Raw genomic sequence first — 15,507 nt, 5'->3', positions numbered from 1 at the left:
GGTGACGCGCCGCCACGGGACCCCACGATGACGGCCGGGGCCTGGCCGGAGCGGGCGCCCGGTCTCGCCCGGGCGTACCTCTCCGCGTGGGACCTCGCCCCGGACGGCGAGGCGGTCCTCGACGGCGACGCCCTGGCGCGCCCGGTGACCACCGCCGCGGGGGAGCCCGCCGTGCTGCGGATCTCCCGGCCGCGGCCCGGGACGGAGCACGAGCACCTGGCCCTGCGGCTGTGGGGCGGGCGCGGGGCCGTGCGGCTGCTCCGGGCCGAGCCGGCGGACCGGGCGCTGCTGCTCGAGCGGACCCGGTCCGAGGACCTGCACGCCCTGGCGCCCCTCGAGGCGTGCCGCGTGCTGGGCGAGCTCGTGCGCACCCTGGCCCGTCCGCCCCGCCCGCCCTTCCTGCCGCTGTCGGCGCTGGCCCGGGGCTGGCTGGCCGAGCTCGAGGGCGCCGCCGGGCTCGACGCCCACTTCCCCCGACGGTTCCGGCTGCAGGCGGTGAGCACCCTCAAGCGGCTGCTGCGCGAGGAGCTGGACGTCGCCCTCGTCCACCGGGACCTCCACCACGGCGTGGTGCACGCCGCGGACCGGGCGCCCTGGCTCGCCGTCGGCGCGGACCCGGTGCTCGGCACCGCCGAGTACGCCCTCGTGCCCGGGCTGTGGCACCGCGCCGAGGACACCGGGCACGGCGGGGCCCTCGCGGCCGCGCTGGAGGACCGCGCCGAGGCGCTGGCCCTCGCCGCGGACGCCGACCCCGACCACGTGCGCGCCTGGGCCGTCGTGCGGCTCGCGCTCGCCGCCGCGCAGGAGGCCGGGCGGCCGGGCGGCGCCCCGCACCGCCGGCTGAGCCGGCTCGTGCAGCTGGCGAAGGCGGTGCAGAAGGGGGCCTGAGCGCCGGGGCCGGGCCCGGCCCTGCTCCCCGGCCGGCTCAGCGCTCGGGCGGCGGCAGCCCGAGCGCCTCGATCGTCTCCGAGGCCAGGGCGATGCCCGCACCGCTGTAGAGGTTGAACACCGTGCGCACGCCGTGCCCGCGCAGCTCCTGGACCTCGTCGTCGTACTGCGCCACGGCCGCGACCGTCCCCGTGAACCCGGAGGCGGTGAGCTGCTGCAGCGCCACGAGGTTGGACCCGTGGAACGGCATGGCCAGCACGGCGACCTGGACGTGGCCGGTCGCGATCACCCGCTCCCAGAACTCCTTGTCCGTCGCGTCGGCGTTCTGGACGTCGAGCCCGGCCGCCCGCAGCCGCTCGCTGCGGGCGGTGGAGTTCTCGATGCCCACCACGGAGAAGCCGTACTCGTCGGCGAACTCGTGGTACGCCGCCTGGCCGACCCGGCCCATCCCCAGCACGAGCACCTCGGCGTGGCCGATGTCGATCGGCCGGTCCTCCGGGTGCAGCTTCTGCTCCGGGTGCTCGGGCAGCCACGCGGCCAGGGCGGCCGGCAGCGGGGACCCGCGCCGGTTGACCAGGGTGGAGGCCACGAAGCTCGCCGCGACCGCCACGGAGAGCATGACGAGCCAGTCCTCGGTGAGCATCCCCGCGGAGACGCCGATGGCGCCCACGATCAGGGCGAACTCCGAGTAGTTGCTCAGGGCCAGGCCCGCCCGCACGGACGTCCGGCGGCGCAGCCCGAACACCCACAGCAGCAGCACGAACACGACGGCCTGGGCGGGCAGCAGCACGAGCAGCAGCAGGCCCGTGGTGACCATCTCGGGGGTCGGCAGACCGTGGAAGCCGATGGAGACGAAGAACGCCACGAGCAGCAGGTCCTTGACGGTGAACAGGGCGCGAGAGAGCTCCCCGGCGTTGGCGTGGGAGGCCAGCAGCATGCCCATCAGCAGCGCCCCCAGGTCCCCCTTCAGGCCCGTGGCGGAGAAGGCGATGTAGCCGGGCACGAGCGCCATGGCGATCCCGAACAGCGCCTGCATCTCGCCGTGGCCGATCCGGTCCCAGATCCGGCGGAACAGCCAGGCCCCCGGCACCAGCAGCACCAGCGCGAACGCCCACGGGCTGGGCGGGTGGCCGCTCGTGGCGGTCATGAACACGACCGCCGCGATGTCCTGGACCACCAGGATCCCGATCGCCACCCGGCCGTAGAGGGACGTCGTCTCGCTGCGGTCCTCGAGCACCTTGAACACCAGCACGGTGCTCGAGAAGCTCAGCGCGAACCCGGCCAGCCACAGGGAGCGGGGGCTCTCCTCGGGCAGGTGGAGTCCCAGCACCATGAGCACGCCCAGGAAGCCCGCGCCCAGGGCCGTGCTGAGCACCATGTGGGCGCCGGCGGTGCCCCACACCTCCTTGCGCAGCAGCGAACGGGCGTCCAGCTTGAGCCCGATGCCGAAGAGCATCAGCGTCACCCCGAGGTCGGCGAGCTGGCCGACGATCTCCAGCCGCTCCACGCCCATGCCGTTGAGCACGAAGCCGGCGGCGAGGAAGCCGACGAGCGGCGGCAGCCGCAGGAGCACGGCCAGCGCGCCCGCGCCGAAGACGACGACGAGGTAGACGGCGACTGTCGACACGGGCAGCTCCCTCGTCGGCGGGCGGGGACGTCACCAGTCTAGGGCGGGCTCCTCGGCATCCGCCCGCACCGCCCCGGGGGCTCCCGAGCGCCTAGAGTTGGGCCGAGACCTCAGCCACCGGAAGGACCGGAGCATGCACGAGACCCCGCGGCCCGCGGGCCGCACCGCCGCCCCGACGCGGGCCCAGCGACTGGACCGGCTGCCGTTCAACACCCGGCACCGCCGGCTGCTCGTCGGCTCGGGCGTCGGCTGGGCCCTGGACGCCATGGACGTGGGCCTGGTCTCCTTCGTGATGGCCGCCCTCGCCCAGCAGTGGGGCCTCGGCCCCGGGCAGCTGTCCCTGCTCGCCTCCATCGGCTTCGTGGGCATGGCCGTGGGCGCGAGCGTCGGCGGCCTGCTGGCCGACCGGATCGGACGCCGCCAGGTCTTCGCCCTGACCCTGCTCGTCTACGGCCTCGCCACGGGCGCTTCCGCGCTCGTGGGCTCCCTGGCCGCCCTCGTGGTGCTGCGCTTCGTGGTGGGCCTCGGCCTGGGCGCCGAGCTGCCCGTCGCCTCGACCCTCGTGGCCGAGTACGCCCCCCGCCGGATCCGCGGCCGGCTGGTGGTGCTGCTCGAGGCCTTCTGGGCCGTGGGCTGGATCCTGGCCGCCCTCATCGGCTACTTCGTGGTCCCCTCCTCGCCGGACGGCTGGCGCTGGGCGCTGGTGATCGGCGTCGTGCCGGCGGTCTACGCCGTGGTGGTGCGCCGCGCGCTGCCCGAGTCGGTGCGCTTCCTCGAGACCGCGGGCCGCCCGGACGAGGCGGAGGCCGCGGTGCGGGACTTCGAGCTCGCCCGGCCGCTGGGCCGCGCCCCCGCCGGTCCTCCCGCGGACGTCCCGGCGGAGGGCGGCACCGCGGAGGCCGGCCCCGCGCCCGCGGCACCCGGGATCTGGTCGCCCGGGCTCCGGGGGCGCACGACGGCCCTGTGGACCGTCTGGTTCTGCATCAACTTCGCCTACTACGGGGCGTTCACGTGGCTGCCCACCCTGCTGGTGCAGCAGGGCTTCACGCTGACCCGCTCCTTCGGCTACGTCCTGGTCATCACGCTCGCGCAGCTGCCGGGCTACGCCGTCGCGGCGTGGCTGATCGAGGTGTGGGGCCGCCGGGCGACCCTCGCGGCCTTCCTGGGCGGGTCCGCGGTGAGCGCGTTGCTGTTCGGCATCGCGTCGATGGGCACCGTCGTGCTCCCGTGGCAGGTGATGGCCTCCGGCATGGCCCTGTCCTTCTTCAACCTGGGGGCGTGGGGCGCCCTGTACGCGATCGGCCCCGAGCTGTACCCCACCGCGGTGCGGGGCACGGGCACCGGGGCGGCGGCCGCGTTCGGCCGGATTGCCTCCATCCTCGCCCCGCTGTCCGTGCCCCTGCTGCTGGGCGTCGGCGGGGAGGACCACGACCTGATCGTGGTGTTCGCCGCCTTCGGGGCCGCCTTCCTGGTGGCGGCCGCCGCGGCGTTCGCCCTGCCGGAGCAGCGGGGCCGGGCCCTGCGATGAGCGTCCCCGCGCCGGGCGGGGCCCCCGTCCTCACCGACCGCGAGATCGGCCTGGCCCGGCTGGGCGCCCAGGGGCTCCTCCGGCCCGGGGACCTCGCCCCGGAGGACGTGGTGCGCCGGCTCGGCGCCGTCCAGGCCCAGGACCTGCCCGGGGCGCTGGTCTCCGTCGCCCTGCGCCGCACGGCGGGGTCCGCCGGGCTCCGGGCGGCCTTCGACGAGGGGCGGATCGTGCGCAGCTGGCCCATGCGGGGCACCCTGCACCTGCTCCCGGCCGAGGAGCTGCGGGAGTGGCTCGCGGTGCTCGGGCCGCGCACGGCGACCGGTACGGGTGCCCGCCGCCGGGCCCTCGGCATCGACGAGCGGCTCGACGCCGCCCGGGAGACCGCGCTCGCGGCCCTGCGCCACGGCCCCCAGCCCCGCGGGCGCCTGCACGAGGCCTGGGAGCAGGCGGGGCTGCTGGGGGAGCCGGGGCGTGCGTACCACCTCATGCTCGCCCTGCACCTCGAGGCGACCCTGTGCCTGGGCCCCCTCGCCCCCGGCGCGCGCGACCAGCTCGTGGTGGCCGTGGAGCAGTGGATCCCCGCCCCGGCCGCCCAGGACACCGCGCCGGCGGGGGCCGGCGCGGCCGGGGCGGGCGAGCCGCCGCCCGTCGTCGTGCGCTGGGTCCGCCGCTACCTGCGCGGCCACGGGCCCGCCTCCCTGGACGACGCCGCCCGCTGGGCGGCCCTGCCCAGGACGGCGGTCCGGGCCGCGGCGGCCCGGCTCGACGACGTCGTGGCCGTGCGCGACCGCCGCGGCCGCGAGCTGTGGTGCGCCCGGGAGGTCCTCGAGGAGCTGCCCGGCACGGCGCGCCGGTCCGCGGGCGTGCTGCTGCTCCCGCCCTTCGACGAGTTCGTCCTCGGCTACGGGGACCGCTCCCACGTGCTGGCCCGGCCGCACGCCGCGCGCATCGTCCCCGGCGGCAACGGGGTCTTCCGCCCCACCGTGGTCGCGGGCGGGCGGGTCGTGGGGGTCTGGAGCCGCCGGCGCGCCGCCGCCGGGGACAGCCTCGTCCTGGAGCCGTTCGAGGAGCTCTCGCCCGCCCGCCGACGGGCCGCCGAGCGCGCGTTCGCGCGCCTGCCCGTGGTCGGCTGAGCGGGCCCGGACAGGGCCGTCAGGACCCCTCCGTGGCACCGGAAGTATCAGATACTTATCGTTTCGGTAAACGATCTGTTTCCCGGCATGTTCCCCGATGTGCCGCGTTCTACCTAGGGGTAATGTGTGACATCTGTGACCTGCGCCACGTTGACGGGCTCCCGGTGACCGGGACGCGCGGCACGGGCCACGACCCGTCATCACGACCGAGGAGAACGACATGCGATTCGATCGCGCAACCAAGGCCCTGGGACTCGCCGCCGTGTCGGCCGTGGCGCTGAGCGCCTGCGCCAGCGTCGGGGGGGACTCCGGTGCCGCCGGAGGGGAGACCGGCGGCGCGGGGGGCGAGGGCTCCGGCGGGGTCATCACCGTCGCGGAGACCAACAACGTCACGTCCCTCAACACGGGCACCGCGGCGCACAACAAGGACATCAACTCCAAGATCGCCTACATGACCCGCGACACGTTCAACTACATCGACCCGGAGCTGAACGTGGTCAGGAACGAGGGCTTCGGCACCTACGAGGTCGTCTCCGAGAACCCGCTCACCGTCGAGTACACGGTCAACGAGGACCAGCAGTGGTCGGACGGCAACCCGATCGACAAGGGCGACCTGCTGCTGTGGTGGGCGACGCAGTCGGGGCACTACAACGACGCCAGGACGGACGACGCGGGCGAGGCCGTCTCCGGCACCGACTACTTCTCCATCGCCGGCTCCACCGACATCCTCGGGCGCACCGACCTGCCCGAGTTCGGCGAGGACGGCCGGACCATGACGATCACCTACGACGAGCCCGTCGCCGACTGGGAGATCGCCTTCGACAGCGGCTACTTCCACCCCGCCCACGTGGTCGCCCAGCAGGCCGGGCTGGCCGACGAGGCCGCGCTGGTGTCCGCGCTCGAGGAGGCCCCCGAGGGCGACCCGGAGAAGCCGCAGGAGCGCCCCGAGCTGGACAGGATCGCCGAGGCCTGGAACACGGGCTTCGACGTCACCGAGACCCCCGAGGACAAGTCCCTGCTCGTGTCCAACGGCCCGTACATCATCGAGGAGATGGTCAAGGACCAGTCCGTCACCCTGGTGCGGAACGAGAACTACAAGGGCGACCACGTCGGGAAGGCCGACGAGATCACCGTACGCACCATCGGCGACTCCACCGCCCAGATCCAGGCCCTGCGCAACGGCGAGGTGGACATCATGGCGCCCGTCACCGTCACGAAGGACACCGTTGACCAGGTCGGCGGGATCGAGGGCGTGCAGGTGCTCGAGGGCGTGGACCTGTCCTACGACCACGTGGACCTCAACTTCGGCTCCGACGTGTTCGAGGACCCCGCCGTGCGCGAGGCGTTCCTCAAGACCATCCCGCGCCAGCAGATCCTCGACCAGATCGTCAGGCCGGTCGTCGAGGACGCCGAGGTCGTGAACTCCCAGCTCTTCCTGCCCTCGGAGCAGGCCTACGAGGACGCGGTCGCCCGGAACGGCGCCGCGGAGAAGTTCCCCGCGGAGCCGGACGTCGAGGGCGCCAGGGAGCTGCTCGCCGGCCGCACCCCGACCGTGCGGATCCTCTACAACAACGAGAACCCCGTGCGCGTGGACACCTTCGCGCTGATCAAGGAGTCCGCGGAGCAGGCCGGCTTCACGGTCGAGGACCTGGGCGACCCGAACTGGGGGGAGAAGCTGCCCGAGGGCAACTACGAGGCGTCCCTGTTCGGCTGGGTCAGCCCCGGCGTCGGCACCGAGGCCCTGACCCAGATCTTCAAGACCGGCGGCGGCGGCAACTACAACGACTACTCCAACCCGGAGGTCGACACCCTCGCCACGGACGCCCGCGTGACCGTGGACGAGGAGGAGCGCCTGCAGAAGATGTACGAGATGGACAAGCTCGTCATGGAGGACGCCTACGGGCTGCCGCTGTTCCAGAACCCCGGCTTCTTCGCCGTGGCGCAGGACGTGGAGGGCGTGGAGTACATGCCGAACCAGACCGGCGTCTTCTGGAACTTCTGGGAGTGGAACCGCACCGCCTGAGCCGAGAGCACCGGACCGGCGTAGCTGGGACGACGGGTGCCGCGCCGACCGACCCGGCACCCGTCGCCGCACCCCGACCGCTTCCCCCGAGGACCCCACATGATCTCCTACATCCTGCGCCGGCTCGTCACGGCCGTGCTCATCCTCTTCGGGGCGTCGTTCATCGTCTACATGATGACGGCGTTCTCCGGCGACCCCCTGGGCGACCTCTACGGGGTGCCCAACTCGGAGCGGCTCATCGCGGCCCGGGTCGAGGCGCTCAACCTCGACACCCCGCCCGTGCTGCGGTACTTCGACTGGCTCGGCGGCGCCCTGGGCTGCCTGGCCCCCTTCGCGGCGACGTGCGACCTCGGCGTCACCGTCGAGGGCCAGCAGGTGACCACGCTGCTCGCGGGGGCGATGGCCCAGACCATCCTGCTCGTCACCGCCGGCACCGTCCTGGCCATCGTCATCGGCATCACCCTGGGCATCGTCTCGGCCCTGCGCCAGTACTCCGGCCTGGACTACGGCGTCACGTTCTTCACGTTCCTGTGCTTCTCGCTGCCCAGCTTCTGGCTCGCGGTGCTGCTCAAGGAGTTCGTGGCCATCAGCTTCAACAACTTCCTCCTGGACCCGGTCGCGTCCTGGGCCACGATCCTCGCCCTCGCGGCCCTCGTGGGCCTCGGCTGGTACGTCGCGTCCTTCGGCGCCCGGCGCACCCGGCTCCTGCTGGGCCTCGCCGGGTTCGTGCTCACCGCGGCGGTGCTGTGGTTCCTGCTGGCCACCAACTGGTTCCAGCAGCCGGCCCTCGGCATCCCGCTCATCGGCCTCACCGGGGTGCTCGTGGCCGTGGTGGCCACGTTCCTGCTGGCGGGGCTGCGCAACCGGCGGGCCCTCCGGGCCGGGCTCGCGACCGTGGCGGCCGGGCTGGTGCTCTACTTCCCGCTGCAGGCCGTGCTCGCCGGCGGCGGCCTGCCGCGGGTGCTCCTGCTGCTCGTGGCCATGGGGGCGCTGGGCGCCGGCATCGGCTGGGCCTTCGGCGGCCACGACCGGGGCCAGGGCGTCCGGGTGGCCGCGATCACCGGGGTCCTGGTCATGGGCCTGGTCGTGCTGGACCGGTTCATGCAGGCGTGGCCCGAGTACCTGGACCACGGCCGGATCCGCGGCCGGCCCATCGCGACCGCCGGATCGACCACGCCGGGGATGTCCGGGGACTTCTGGATGACCGGCCTGGACCTGTTCACCCATCTCCTGCTGCCGACCATCGCCCTGACGCTGCTGGCCCTCGCGAGCTACAGCCGCTACTCGCGCGCCTCCATGCTCGAGATCATGAACCAGGACTACGTCCGCACCGCCCGCGCCAAGGGCGTCTCCGAGCGCTCCGTGGTGACGCGCCACGCGTTCCGCAACGCCCTCATCCCGCTGGCCACCCTGGTGGCCTACGACATCGGTGCCCTCATCGGGGGGGCCATCATCACGGAGCAGGTCTTCGCGTTCACCGGCATGGGGCAGCTGTTCGTCTCCTCCGTGCACAACGTCGACCCCAACCCCGTGATGGGCGTCTTCCTGGTCACCGGCATCGTGGCGATGGTCTTCAACCTCGTCGCCGACCTCGTCTACTCCGTCCTCGACCCCCGAGTGAGGGTGAAAGCATGAGCCAGCACTTCCCCGGCCAGGTCCCCGGCGGGCCCGGGTCCACGATCGACGGGGCCGCCGACGGCCGGGCCTCCCTCGCTCCGGGCGAGACGCCCGAGCAGGTGCGGGGCCGGAGCCAGGGGCAGCTGGTGCGCCGGCGCTTCCTGCACAACACCGCCGCCGTGATCTCCCTCGTCGTGCTCACGGGCATCGTCCTGCTCGCCGTGACCTCCATCGGAGTGGGCCCGGTCCCCGGCTGGTGGCGGTGGGACCCCACGACCACCGGGCCCATCGTCGAGGCCGGCGGGGCCCCCACGATGGGCCTGAGCCCGCTGCGGATCGGCGAGCACCCGTTCGGCCAGGACAACCTCGGCCGCGACCTGTTCGCCATGACCATGCAGGGCGCGCAGTACTCGCTGCTCGTGATGTTCATCGTGGGCATCGTGGCCGGCCTGGTCGGCACGGTCGTGGGCGGCGTCGCCGGCTACTTCCGCGGCACGACCGAGGCCGTGCTCATGCGCCTGACCGACGTCATCATCATCATCCCGCTCGTGATCATCGCCGCCCTGCTGGGCAAGATGGCCGGCGAGTACGTCCGCCAGCAGGGCTGGCCGACCTCGGCGACCGTGGTGGTCCTGGGGCTGCTGATCGGCGCCGCGTCCTGGCCCGCGCTCGCCCGCCTGGTGCGCGGCGAGTTCCTGTCCCTGCGGGAGCGGGAGTTCGTGGACGCGGCCCGCCTGGCCGGCGCCTCGAGCGGGCGGATCATCTTCCGGCACATCCTGCCCAACACGGTGGGCGTGATCACGGTGAACGTCACCCTGCTGATGTCCTCGGCGATCCTGCTCGAGACCGCCCTGTCCTACCTGGGCTTCGGCGTGCAGGCCCCGGACTGGTCCCTGGGCCGGCTGATCAGCGCCAACCAGACGGCGTTCGTGACCCGCCCGTGGCTGTTCTGGTGGCCCGGCGTGTTCATCGTGGCCATCGCCCTGAGCATCAACTTCATCGGCGACGGGCTGCGGGACGCGTTCGACCCCCGGCAGAAGAAGTTCAGCGCCAAGCGTGCCCAGGACGCGCCGGTCCGGGCCGCGCGCCCCGAGCGGCCGGCCGGGCCGAGCGGGCCGGGCGGGAGCACGGGCAGTGTGAGCACCCCGTGACGGGCACCCGGTCAGCCGGCCAGCACGGCCGCCGCCGCCAGGGCTCCCAGCACCAGCAGCACCAGGGTGGGGGCGGGGCGCAGCTCGGTGCGCACGGCGTCGTCCTCGGGGTCCCGGTCCGCGAAGACGTCCAGCGTCCCGTCCTCGACCATGGCCTGCCAGCGGCGGCGGATGGCGTCCGCCGCCGCCCCGCCGCGGGTGCTGAGCAGGTCCCCGGAGCGCACCGTCCCGTCGGGGCGCGCCGAGGGGTGCGTCCCGGTGAGGTCCCCGGGAGCACCCCGCAGGGCGGCCCGGGCGCCGCCCGCCGGCAGGGCGAAGCAGGTGACGGAGCGCTCCCGCGTCACGAGGGTCAGCGCGAAGCGGTTGCGCACGTCCACGAGCGCGCCCCACGGCACCACCACGGTGCGCAGCGGGTTCACGACCCGCACCCCCTCAGGCCCGACCCGCACGTGCGGGCGCCAGTACAGGTACCAGCCGAGGTGCGCCACGGCGGCCCCGACCAGCACGGACGCGACGGCGGAGGCCGCGCCGCCGCCGAGGCCCAGCCCCGCGATCACCGCCCCGAGCACCACCAGGAACCCCGTGAGCCAGGGGGCGGCGCCGGAGCGGAAGACGAGCGAGGACGCGGACGAGGGCACGGGAGCCATGCTAGGCGGGTCCGCCCCGACCCCGGCCCCGCGCGCGTCCCGGCGCGAGCACCACGACCCCACGAGGGAGAGCGACCATGAGCACCAGCAGCACGTCCGCCCCGGCCCCGCGGCCCGGCACCCCCGAGGAGGTGCCGGTGCTGCAGGTCGAGCACCTCAGCGTGGACTTCGGGGTGGAGAAGCAGTGGGTGCCCGCCGCGATCGACCTGAGCTACTCCGTGCACGCGGGGGAGGTGCTCGCGATCGTGGGCGAGTCCGGCTCCGGCAAGTCCGCGAGCTCGATGTCGATCCTCGGCCTGCTGCCCGCCAACGCGCGCGTGCGCGGCTCGGCGAAGCTCTCCGGCCAGGAGCTGATCGGCCTCGGCGGAGCCGCCCTGCGCAGGGTCCGCGGCGAGGAGGTCGCCATGATCTTCCAGGAGCCCATGACCGCCCTGAACCCGGTGTTCACCGTGGGCCAGCAGATCGTGGAGACCATCCGGATCCACCGGGACGTCTCCCCGGCCCAGGCCGAGGAGCGCGCCCTGGAGATGCTGCGCCTCGTGGAGCTGCCCGACCCGGGCAAGGCGTTCCGCTCCTACCCGCACCAGCTCTCGGGCGGGCAGCGCCAGCGCGCCATGATCGCGCAGTCGCTGTCCTGCGACCCCAGGCTGCTCATCGCGGACGAGCCCACCACGGCCCTGGACGTCACCGTCCAGGCCGAGATCCTCGACCTGATGCGCAACCTCAAGGACAGGCTGCGCTCCGCCGTCGTGATCATCACCCACGACATGGGCGTGGTCGCCGACCTCGCGGACCGGATCGTGGTGATGCGCCGCGGGCGGATCGTGGAGACCGGCACGGCCGCGCAGATCTTCGCCGCCCCCGCCCACCCCTACACGCAGGCCCTGCTCGGCGCGGTGCCGCACCTGGGCCGCGGCGGGGAGGGCGAGCAGACCGTGGACATGGTCGCCTCCCTCGAGCGGGTCGTCGAGGGCCGGACCCGGGCCCTGGACCGGGAGCCCGCCGCGGACACCGCGGCCGTGCGCGTGCGCGAGCCCGTGCTCGCGCTGCGCGACGTCGCCGTCGAGTACCCGAAGCAGGGCCGCAACCCCGCTTTCCGGGCGGTCGAGGGCGTGAGCCTGACGATCGCCGCGGGGGAGGTGCTCGGCCTCGTGGGGGAGTCCGGCTCCGGCAAGACCACGATCGGGCGCGCCGCCGTGGGCCTGCTGCCCGTGGTCGAGGGCTCCCTCGTGGTCGACGCGCAGGAGCTGCACGGGGCCTCCGCCAAGCAGCTGGGGCGGATCCGCAAGCACGTGGGCATGGTCTTCCAGGACCCGGCCTCGTCCCTGAACCCCCGGCTGCCCATCGGGGAGTCCATCGGGGAGCCGATGCACCTCGCCGGCCGGGCCCGGGGCGTGGAGCTGCAGCAGCGCATCGAGCACCTCCTGGACCGGGTCGAGCTGCCGCGCTCCTACCGCAACCGCTACCCGCACGAGCTCTCGGGCGGGCAGAAGCAGCGGGTCGGCATCGCCCGGGCCCTCTCGCTCGCGCCGAAGCTGCTCGTGGCCGACGAGCCCACCTCCGCCCTCGACGTCTCCGTGCAGGCCAAGGTGCTCGAGCTCTTCGAGCAGCTGCAGGCGGAGATGGGCTTCGCGTGCCTGTTCGTCACCCACGACCTCGCGGTGATCGACCAGCTGGCCGACCGCATCGCCGTGATGCGCTCCGGGCGGATCGTGGAGCAGGGCTCCCGGGAGCAGGTGCTGCGCTCCCCGCAGGAGGACTACACCCGCCGGCTGCTGGCCGCCGTGCCCCTGCCGGACCCGCAGGCCCAGCGCGAGCGGCGGGAGCTGCGGGCCCGGCTGAGGGCGGCGGCCTCCTGACCGCCGCGGCGGGGGACCCGGCCGCGGCGGGCGCGCCGTGGCCGGCCGCCCGGACCGCCGGATAGGGTGGGCGCATGATCGATCCCGCCCGCCTGCACTCGGACCTGTCCCGCCTCGGCCGCGAGACCGACCGGCTCCTGACCACCGTGGAGGCCCTCTCCGACGAGGAGCTGACCGCGCCCTCGCGCTGCGAGGGGTGGACCCGCGCCGACGTCCTCGGGCACCTCGCCTCCAACGGCCGGGCCATCCCCCGGCTGATCGACTGGGCGACCACCGGGCAGGCGCAGACGCTCTACGCGTCGCCGGAGGCCCGGGCGCAGGAGATCGCCGGGCTCGCCGCCCTGCCGCGCGAGGAGCTCGTGCGGCAGCTGCGCAGCTCCGCCGCCTTCTTCGCCGAGCAGGGCGAGCGGCTGGGCGGGGAGCTCGCGGTCGAGGAGGTGCACCTGCACGGCAAGCGGATCCCCGCGGCGTCCGTCGTCGCGCTGCGGATCGCCGAGGTCGTCGTCCACCACCACGACCTCGGCACGGCCTGGACCCTCGAGCAGGCCGAGCCGGAGTCGCTGCTCGACGCCCTGGAGGCGGCCGTGCGGACCCTGCGGGCCAAGGGCGCCCCGGGCCTGACCCTGGCCACCGAGGAGCGCGACGAGTGGGTGCTCGGCGACGGCGCCGTGCGCGTGGCGGCCGGCCGCGCGCACCTGCTGGCGTGGCTGGCCCGCGGCGACGCCGAGCACGTCGAGGCCGACGGCCCCCTCCCGGCGCTGCCGTCCTGGTGACCCGCCGGACCGGCGTCCCCGTCCTCGCCCGGCCCCCACGCCCGGCGCACGTCCCCACGGGACGGCCCGGGGAACGGCGGTCGCCCTGGGGGCTCGGCGCTGAAGAGCGGGGGCCCGGCGTGTCCCGGGCCCCGGGCCCCGGCGTCGCTAGGTTGGGGGCATGGACGACACCTTTGCGCAGCCCGCCGCGTTCGTGGCGGTCCCGCGGATCACGGGCCTGAGCGCCCACCGGAACGGCACCGTCGTGGCCACCGTGCAGAGCCTGACCGCGGACGGGAGCGAGTACCGCACGCACGCCGTGGCCCTCGAGGCCGGGCCGGTGCCCCTGACCCGCGGCGAGCACTCCGTGGGCAGTCTCGTCCCGGGCCCGGCCGGCGAGCTGTACTTCACCGCCGACCGGCCCACCGGGGACCCCGACGACGACGCCCGCGCCCGCCTGTGGGTGCTCCCGCCGCGCGGCGAGGCCCGCCTGCTGCTCGCCCGCTCCGGGGGGATCGGGGAGCTCGCCGTGGCCGGGGACCGGCTGTTCTTCACCGGGGGAGTCCTGCCCTCGGCCGCCGACGAGGCCGAGCACGAGCGGCTCGCCGCGGCGCGCCGGAAGGGCCGGGCCTCGGGGATCCTGCACGAGTCCTTCCCCGTCCGCCACTGGGACGAGGACCTCGGGCCCGAGGAGCCCGCGGTGTTCGTCGCCGAGCTCGCCGGCGCCACCGCCGACGGCTCCCGGCTCGCGCCCCGGCGGCTCCCCCTCCCGCCGGGCCGGCTCACCGAGTACACGGCGGCCCCCGACGGCTCGCTGGTGCTCGTGGCGCTGGAGACCCTCCGCCACGGCACCGAGCAGAGCTCGGACGTGTGGGCCGTGCCCGTCGACGGCGGCGAGGCGCGCCGCGTGGGCGCCTCCACCGCGCGGTACGAGTACCTCACCGGCCCGGTCAGCCCCTCCGGGACGAGGGCCCTGCTCGCCCGCTGGCAGCACTGGCTCGAGGGGCAAAGCTCCGACGCGGCGCTCGACGTCGTGGACCTCACCACCGGGCAGGTCACCCCGCTGGTCCCCGGGTGGGACGGCTGGCCGCTGGACCCGGTGTGGCTCGACGACGACACCGTCGCCTTCTGCGCCGACCACCGCGGCCGCGGCGCCGTGCACCTCGGCGCGGTCGGCGCCGCCGGGCCCCGCCTGCTCGCGGGCGGGGACGAGGACCCCGAGCCCTGGAGCTACGCCGGGCTGGCGGTCGCGGACGGCGGGCTCGTGGCCCTGCGCTCACGGGTGGACCGCGCCCCCGAGCCGGTGCGGATCGACCCCGCGGGCGGCGGCGTGCGGCCGCTGGCCCGCCCGGTCCCCGCCCCGGAGCCCGCCGGCCGCCTCGAGGAGGTGCACGCGGTGGCCGAGGACGGGACCCCGGTGCGCGCCTGGCTCGCCCTGCCCCCCGAGCCGGCGCCGGGGGGCCACCCCCTGCTCGTGTTCGTGCACGGCGGGCCGTGGGCCTCCACCAACGCCTGGAGCTGGCGCTGGAACCCGTGGCTGTTCACGGCCCGCGGCTACGCCGTGCTCCTGCCGGACCCGGCGATCTCCACCGGCTACGGCCAGGCCATGATCGACCGCGGCCAGCAGGAGCTGGGCGGCACCCCCTTCACCGACGTCCTCGCGCTGACCGGCGCCGCCGAGGCCCGGGAGGACGTCGACGCCGGGCGCACCGCTCTGCTCGGGGGCAGCTACGGCGGCTACATGGCCAACTGGACGGCCGGGCACACGGGCACCCGCTTCCGGTGCATCGTCACCCACGCCTCGCTGTGGAACCTCGGGACCATGGGCACCACCACGGACAACGGCGAGTGGCACCGGGCGGTGGCCCCGCGTCAGGCCGCCGAGTACTCCCCGCACCGGTTCGCGGGGCGGATCGAGGTGCCGGTGCTCGTGATCCACGGGGACAAGGACTACCGGGTGCCGATCGGGCAGGCGCAGGAGCTGTGGCACGCGCTGCGCCGCTACGCGCCCTCGGGGGGCCACCGCTTCCTGTACTTCCCCGACGAGGGGCACTGGATCCTCAAGCCCCAGAACGTGCGCACGTGGTACGAGACGGTGCTCGCGTTCTGCGACGAGCACGTGCTCGGGCGCCCCTGGACCCGCCCGGAGGCGCTGGGGTAGGCGGGATCACAGCGGAGGAGGGGCCGGCCGGGGTAGACTGGACGGCGGCCCGCTCTACGGGCGCCCCCGCCCGGACGCCTCCGGGCGCGCGGCGGCGCCGAGGGCCGCACCCACCGGGAGG

General features: G+C 74.9%; 11 protein-coding genes. 9 read left to right on the top strand and 2 right to left on the bottom strand.

The features are described from left to right. Positions 1-27: 27 nt before the first annotated feature. Complete coding sequence (locus ACYSMR_RS04670) at positions 28-888, top strand: aminoglycoside phosphotransferase family protein (RefSeq protein ID WP_461747512.1); 861 nt, start codon at positions 28-30, stop codon at positions 886-888. Between the two features lie 37 nt (positions 889-925). Here ACYSMR_RS04670 and ACYSMR_RS04665 read toward each other — a convergent pair whose 3' ends face one another. Beyond that, complete coding sequence (locus tag ACYSMR_RS04665; protein ID WP_461747511.1) at positions 926-2,515, bottom strand: cation:proton antiporter domain-containing protein; 1,590 nt, start codon at positions 2,513-2,515, stop codon at positions 926-928. 133 nt (positions 2,516-2,648) lie between these two features. On the opposite strand from ACYSMR_RS04665, the gene ACYSMR_RS04660 reads away from it, so the two are divergent. From ACYSMR_RS04660 to ACYSMR_RS04640, 5 genes are all read left to right on the top strand, one after another. Continuing rightward, positions 2,649-4,043 carry an MFS transporter gene (locus ACYSMR_RS04660; protein WP_461747510.1) on the top strand — a complete coding sequence of 465 codons (1,395 nt, stop codon included), beginning with the start codon at positions 2,649-2,651 and terminating at the stop codon, positions 4,041-4,043. After that, positions 4,040-5,176 (top strand): winged helix DNA-binding domain-containing protein, encoded by a 1,137-nt coding sequence (locus ACYSMR_RS04655; RefSeq protein WP_461747509.1) that lies wholly within the window; start codon positions 4,040-4,042, stop codon positions 5,174-5,176. Before ACYSMR_RS04660 ends, ACYSMR_RS04655 begins: the two co-directional genes overlap by 4 nt. Positions 5,177-5,396: 220 nt before the next feature. Then, entirely contained in the window at positions 5,397-7,199 is a 1,803-nt protein-coding gene (locus ACYSMR_RS04650) for an ABC transporter family substrate-binding protein (RefSeq protein WP_461747508.1), read from the top strand. Positions 7,200-7,298: 99 nt separating this feature from the next. Further along, on the top strand, positions 7,299-8,834 hold the full coding sequence (locus tag ACYSMR_RS04645) for an ABC transporter permease (protein WP_461747507.1): 1,536 nt from the start codon (positions 7,299-7,301) through the stop codon (positions 8,832-8,834). Beyond that, complete coding sequence (locus ACYSMR_RS04640; RefSeq protein WP_461747506.1) at positions 8,831-9,967, top strand: ABC transporter permease; 1,137 nt, start codon at positions 8,831-8,833, stop codon at positions 9,965-9,967. The genes ACYSMR_RS04645 and ACYSMR_RS04640 overlap by 4 nt, the downstream gene beginning before the upstream one ends. Positions 9,968-9,978: 11 nt before the next feature. Here ACYSMR_RS04640 and ACYSMR_RS04635 read toward each other — a convergent pair whose 3' ends face one another. Beyond that, on the bottom strand, positions 9,979-10,605 hold the full coding sequence (locus tag ACYSMR_RS04635; RefSeq protein WP_461747505.1) for a PH domain-containing protein: 627 nt from the start codon (positions 10,603-10,605) through the stop codon (positions 9,979-9,981). Positions 10,606-10,691: 86 nt separating this feature from the next. On the opposite strand from ACYSMR_RS04635, the gene ACYSMR_RS04630 reads away from it, so the two are divergent. The 3 genes from ACYSMR_RS04630 to ACYSMR_RS04620 all read left to right on the top strand — a co-directional run bounded on the left by ACYSMR_RS04630 (position 10,692) and on the right by ACYSMR_RS04620 (position 15,386). After that, on the top strand, positions 10,692-12,473 hold the full coding sequence (locus ACYSMR_RS04630; protein ID WP_461747504.1) for an ABC transporter ATP-binding protein: 1,782 nt from the start codon (positions 10,692-10,694) through the stop codon (positions 12,471-12,473). Positions 12,474-12,547: 74 nt separating this feature from the next. After that, positions 12,548-13,246 (top strand): maleylpyruvate isomerase family mycothiol-dependent enzyme, encoded by a 699-nt coding sequence (locus tag ACYSMR_RS04625; protein WP_461747503.1) that lies wholly within the window; start codon positions 12,548-12,550, stop codon positions 13,244-13,246. A gap of 160 nt (positions 13,247-13,406) precedes the next feature. Continuing rightward, positions 13,407-15,386, top strand: a complete 1,980-nt coding sequence (locus ACYSMR_RS04620) for a S9 family peptidase (protein WP_461747502.1) — start codon at positions 13,407-13,409, stop codon at positions 15,384-15,386. Positions 15,387-15,507: the final 121 nt, after the last annotated feature.

This window comes from Kocuria sp. U4B, assembly GCF_054875615.1.
Note: the sequence above shows the minus strand (reverse complement) of the source record. Positions and strands in the feature narration are given on the sequence as shown.

Coding starts and splice junctions, on each gene's coding strand:
- ACYSMR_RS04640 (WP_461747506.1), top strand. CDS start 8,831: ATGAGCCAGCACTTCCCCGGCCAGGTCCCCGGCGGGCCCGGGTCCACG.
- ACYSMR_RS04670 (WP_461747512.1), top strand. CDS start 28: ATGACGGCCGGGGCCTGGCCGGAGCGGGCGCCCGGTCTCGCCCGGGCG.
- ACYSMR_RS04625 (WP_461747503.1), top strand. CDS start 12,548: ATGATCGATCCCGCCCGCCTGCACTCGGACCTGTCCCGCCTCGGCCGC.
- ACYSMR_RS04630 (WP_461747504.1), top strand. CDS start 10,692: ATGAGCACCAGCAGCACGTCCGCCCCGGCCCCGCGGCCCGGCACCCCC.
- ACYSMR_RS04645 (WP_461747507.1), top strand. CDS start 7,299: ATGATCTCCTACATCCTGCGCCGGCTCGTCACGGCCGTGCTCATCCTC.
- ACYSMR_RS04620 (WP_461747502.1), top strand. CDS start 13,407: ATGGACGACACCTTTGCGCAGCCCGCCGCGTTCGTGGCGGTCCCGCGG.
- ACYSMR_RS04650 (WP_461747508.1), top strand. CDS start 5,397: ATGCGATTCGATCGCGCAACCAAGGCCCTGGGACTCGCCGCCGTGTCG.
- ACYSMR_RS04655 (WP_461747509.1), top strand. CDS start 4,040: ATGAGCGTCCCCGCGCCGGGCGGGGCCCCCGTCCTCACCGACCGCGAG.
- ACYSMR_RS04660 (WP_461747510.1), top strand. CDS start 2,649: ATGCACGAGACCCCGCGGCCCGCGGGCCGCACCGCCGCCCCGACGCGG.